Genomic DNA, 5,571 nt, shown 5'->3' with positions numbered 1-5,571 from the left:
CGCCGCGTCCGACACGGCGATCCACGCTGTCACCGTTTCCGGCGGCAGTGCTTCACCGATGACGAACACATCCCGCAAGGTCGGGTACGAACCCGGCGCGGACTGCGCGGCGAAAACGGTCAGCATCGAGGGCACGAAGTCGGTCACGGTGACCCGATGGGTCGCGATCATCTCGGCCACGTAGGCCGGATCACGATGGCCGTCGTGCGTCGCGACAACCAGGGTCGCACCCGCGCTCAGCGGCATGAAGTAGCCCCACAGCGACACGTCGAACGTCGTCGCGGTCTTCTGCAGATACACATCGTCGGCGCCGAGCGGGTATTCCGCCAGCATCCACTCGATCTGATTGACGATCGCCGTGTGCGGAACCGCGACACCCTTGGGGCGGCCCGTCGAGCCCGACGTGAAGATCACGTAGGCGGAGTTCTCCGGCCGCAAGGGTGCACGGCGGTCGGCGTCGGTAACCGGCGCGTCGGAGTAGTCCGACAGATCGAGGGCATCGATCTCGAGTGTGCTGGTGGTGCCCGCGTCGAAGTTGTCGCGCGCGGTCGTCAGCACACACACCGGGGCGGCGGTGTCGAGCACATAGTGGCTGCGCTCGGCCGGGTGATCGGGATCCAACGGCACGTACGCACCGCCTGCCACGCCCACCGCGTACATGCCGACCACCAGATCCAGCGAGCGCCGCATACCGAGCGCCACCATCGAATCCGGGCCGACACCGAGGGAAATCAGGTGTCGCGCAAGACGGTTCACCCGTGCCGAGAACTCGGCATAGGTCAGACTCGTCCCCTCGAACACCACCGCTGTCGCATCCGGGGTTCGCAGCGCCCGCGCCTCGAACATCGACACCAGCGTGGCCGGTGCGAGCTCGTGCGCGGTGTCGTTCCAGTCGAGGACAGTGCGATCCCGCTCGGCGAGCGCGAGCAGTTCCAGGTCACCGACAGCGATGGCGGGTGTTGCCACGATGTTGTCGAGCAGGCGCAGGAAGCGATCCGCGAAGCCCTCGACCGTGGCGCGATCGAACAGTTCGGTCGCGTAGGTGAAGAGGCCATCGATACCCGTGGGAGTGCCGGACTCGTCGTAGGTGTCGGTGAGGATCAGGTGCAGATCGAACTGCGAAATTCCGCTGTCATAGTCGACGCCGGACACGGTCAGGCCGGGCAGCTCCAGGGTTGTGGTGGTGAGGTTCTGGAACGACAGGCCCACCTGGAACAACGGATGCCGGGCAGTCGAACGAGCCGGGTTCAGCACCTCCACCAAACGCTCGAACGGCACATCGGCATTCGCGAACGCCTGAATATCCGTCGCACGCTGACGCGACAACAAGCCTGTGAACGACTCGCCCGCTTGCACAGTGGAGCGGAAGACCAGGGTGTTGATGAACGAACCGATCAAATCGTTCAGCGCCGCTTCACCACGACCCGCCATCGGCGTACCGATGGCAATATCCTCGGTGCCCGACAGACGTGCCAGCAATACCGCGAGTGCGGTGTGCATGACCATGAACAGCGTCGCGCCCTCGGATTGCGCCACCTCGACCAGACCACGATGCAGATCAGCGTCGATACCGAGGTGCACAGTGCTACCGGCGAACGACTGCGTCGCGGGACGCGGCCGATCCATCGGCAGATCCAACTGCTCGGGCAGATCGGCAAGTGCGGTGCGCCAGTAGGCGACCTGACTCGACATCAACGATTCCGGGTCGTCCTCACTACCGAGCAACTCCCGCTGCCAGATACTGAAGTCCGCGTACTGCACCTCGAGCGGCGACCAATTAGGCGCCTCACCCATCGACCGCGCGACATACGCCGTCATCAGGTCGCGCACCAACGGACCGACCGAGGAACCATCACCCGCGATGTGATGCACCACCATGGCGATCACGTATTCCGGTGTCTCGCTCTCGATCTCGAACAACGCGACACGCACCGGCACCTGCTCGGTGACATCGAACGGCATCGAAATCAATTCCACCACAGCGGATTCGATCCGTTCCGCGCTGATGGTGTGCTCGGCCAACGGCAGCATCGCCTGCGAGGGCGACAGGATCACCTGGACAGCGGAGCCATCGATCGCCGGGTAGACCGTGCGCAGTACTTCGTGCCTGCCCACCAAATCCGCGATCGCCTGCCGCAATGCCTCGACGTTCAGCTCGCCGGACAACCGCACCGCGATCGGCACGTTATAGGCAGCCGACTCCGTATCGAACCGGTTCAGGAACCACATCCGCTGCTGCGCGAGCGACAACGGAATACGCTCCGGCCGAGGACCCGCCACCAACTCACGACGGCCACCGGCACCAGCCTGCTGCTCGACCCGAACAGCCAACGCCGCCACTGTCGGCGCCTCGAACAACAACCGCACCGGCACCCGAGTATCCAGCGCCTGCCCCAACCGCGCGGCAACCTGCGTCGCCAGCAGCGAGTTACCGCCCCTGGCGAAGAAATCGTCATCCAGACCGACACGCTGATCGCCCGCACGATCGGCCAACCCGAGCACGTCAGCGAAAGTACCCGCCACGATCTGCTCGATCGGAGTAGTCGGCGCGCGGAACACCGCCTTCTCGAAGATCGGCTCCGGCAACGCCTTCCGATCCAACTTCCCGTTGGCATTCAACGGCAACGCATCAAGCGGAACCAACACCGACGGCACCATGTAAGAAGGCAACTCCGCAGACAAAGCCGCCTTCACCTGCTGCTTATCGAACCCACCGGGCTCGGCAGGCACGACATACGCCACCAGACGATCACCCAGGTTCGGATCGACGTGCGCGAGCACAGCCACCGACGCAACCTCGGGCAACCGCAAGAAGGCGGCCTCGATCTCGCCGAGCTCGATACGGAAGCCACGAATCTTCACCTGGAAGTCCGTGCGGCCCCGATACTCCAACTCGCCTGAGGCATTCCACGCCACCAAGTCACCCGTGCGATACATCCGGGCATTCGCTTCGAACGGATTGGCAACGAACCGCTCAGCGGTCAGATCCGCCCGCCCGAAGTAACCGCGCGCCAACTGCGCGCCCGCAAGATACAGCTCACCGGACACACCCACCGGAACCGGACGCAACCGCGAATCCAGCACGTAGACACGACTGTTCCACTCCGGCGCACCAATCGACACCGACCCGGTGTCCGCAGCGGTGACGCGGTGGTTGGTGATCGACACCGCGGCCTCGGTCGGACCGTAGAGGTTGAACAGCTCGATGCGCGGGTAGGCCTGCCGGAATCGCTGGGCAAGCGCGCCGGACAGTGCTTCACCGATGGCGAGCACCCGCCACAGCGAGTCGGGCAGCTCGGCGCTCAGCAGCGCGTCCAGCATGGACGGCACCACATGCAGCGTGGTCACCCATTCCTCGGCCATCAACTGGTTGAGGTACGCGGGATCGCGATGCCCGTCCGCGGCGGCGATCACCAGTCGGCCGCCGAATACCGCGGCCGACCAGAATTCCCAGACCGACAGGTCGAAGGTCGCGGCCGTCTTCAGCAGCACCGCGTCACCGGCATTGAGGCCGAATTCGGCTGTCTTCCACTGCAACTGGTTGGCGATCGCACCGTGCGGGAGTGCGACACCCTTCGGCTGACCGGTCGAACCGGAGGTGAAGATCACGTATGCGGTGTTCGCCGCGGTCAATGCCCCGCGACGCTCGTCAGCCGCCACCGCGGTGGCCGAGAACTCCGACAGATCCAGCTGGTCGATCGCCACGGTGTCGACCGCGGCGGCGGTGAATTCGTCACGGCCGGTGGTCAGTACACAGACCGGTGCCGCGGTGTCGAGGATGTACTCGACGCGGTCGGCGGGCTGATCCGGATCGATCGGCACATACGCCGCACCCGCTTTCGCGACCGCGTACATCGCCACGACCAGATCGGTCGAGCGGCGGATGGCCAGCGCGACCCGGTCCTCCGGCGCGACACCCCGTTCGATCAGGTACCGCGCCAGGCGATTCACCCGTGCGTCGAGTTCGGCGTAGGTGAGTTCCTGACGCTCGCCGACGACCTCGTCAGAGACAAGGGCCACGGCGTTCGGCGTCGCCGCCACCGTCGACTCCAGCAGCGACACCAGTGTCGCGGCCGAGTCGACCGCATGCGCGGTGTCGTTCCACGCGCCGAGAATCCGGGCGTTCTCTTCCGGCGCGAGCAGATCGATCTCGCCGATGACGACAGAGTCGTCGGCAATGAACGCGTCGAGCACTCGCACGAATCGGTCGACGAATCCGCGCACTGTCGATTCATCGAACAGATCGGTGGCATAACCGAATTGGGCGACGATCTCGGCGGGTGTGCCGTCGTCGGCGTACGTGTCGTGGACGGTGACTTGCAGATCGGTCTTGGCAAGTTGGTCACCGAAGTCGACCGCGCTCACCGACAATCCGGGCAGCTCGAAGGTCGTGTCTGCCATGTTCTGGAAGGACAGACCCATCTGGAACAGCGGGTTGCGCGCCGTCGAGCGCACCGGGTTGAGCACCTCGACGAGGAGTTCGAACGGCACGTCGGCATTCGCGAACGCCTGGAGGTCCCGTTCCCGCACCGTGGCGAGCAGCTCGGTGAGCTGGTCACCCGGTCGTACCTGGGTACGGAACACCAGAGTGTTGACGAACATGCCGATCATGTCGTCGAGTTCGCGCTCACCACGGCCCGCGATCGGCGTGCCGATCGCAATGTCGTCGGTGCCCGACAAACGCGCGAGCAGCACCGCGAGCGCCGCATGGACCACCATGAACAGCGAGGCGTTGTTGGCCCGCGCCAGTTCCTGCAGCCGGGCGTGCCGGTCGGCGGAGATCTCGAAGCGTACGGCGCTACCGCGGAAGGACTGCGCTGGTGGACGCGGCCGATCCGACGGCAGTTCCAGCTGATCCGGCAAGCCATCCAGCGTCGACTTCCAGTACGCGATCTGCTGCGCCGCAATCGATTCCGGATCATCCTCGGAACCGAGCACCGCACGCTGCCACACCGCGTAGTCGGCGTACTGCACCGGCAACGGCGCCCACTGCGGCGCGTCGCCGTTCGACCGGGCGATGTAGGCGACCATCAGATCGCGGGCCAACGGACCCGTCGACGCACCATCCACGGACACGTGATGTGCGACGATCGCGATCACATGCTCCTGCGGCGACAGCCGCAGCAGCGCCACCTTCAGCGGCACCTCTTCGGTGACATCGAAGGTCGTGAGCACGAACTCGATGACCGCGCCGAGCAGCTCCGACTCGGCGACCTCGACAACGCGCAGCTCCGGCGTGACCTCCCTGGCCGGCAGAATCACCTGGTACGGCCCGTCATCGGACGTCGGGTAGGTGGTGCGCAGCACCTCGTGGCGGCTGAAGATGTCACCGATCGCCTGCTGCAGCGCCTCGACATCCAACGCGCCCGACAACCGCACCGCGAACGGAACGTTGTCCACCGCCGAGGCCGTCGTGTCGAACTGGTTGAGGAACCAATACCGCTGCTGCGCGGGCGAGAGCGGAACCCGCTCCGGCCGCGCGCCTGCGACGAGCGCGGGCCTGGCCCGACCCGAACCGGTCTTGCGTTCGGCCCGCGCCGCCAGCGACTCGACCGTCGATGCCTCGAACAG

At 65.6% G+C, this 5,571-nt stretch carries 1 protein-coding gene; it reads right to left on the bottom strand.

Annotation, left to right across the window (positions count from 1 at the left end; translation table 11 throughout):
• Positions 1–5,571: amino acid adenylation domain-containing protein (locus ACFU4Z_RS36445; protein WP_379072924.1), on the bottom strand; the 5,571-nt coding region annotated here is incomplete at both ends.

It is taken from the genome of Nocardia sp. NPDC057440, from assembly GCF_042802915.1.
Lineage (GTDB): Bacteria > Actinomycetota > Actinomycetes > Mycobacteriales > Mycobacteriaceae > Nocardia.
The sequence above is the reverse complement of the archived record's forward strand: the minus strand, read 5'-3'. Positions and strand labels throughout refer to the sequence as shown.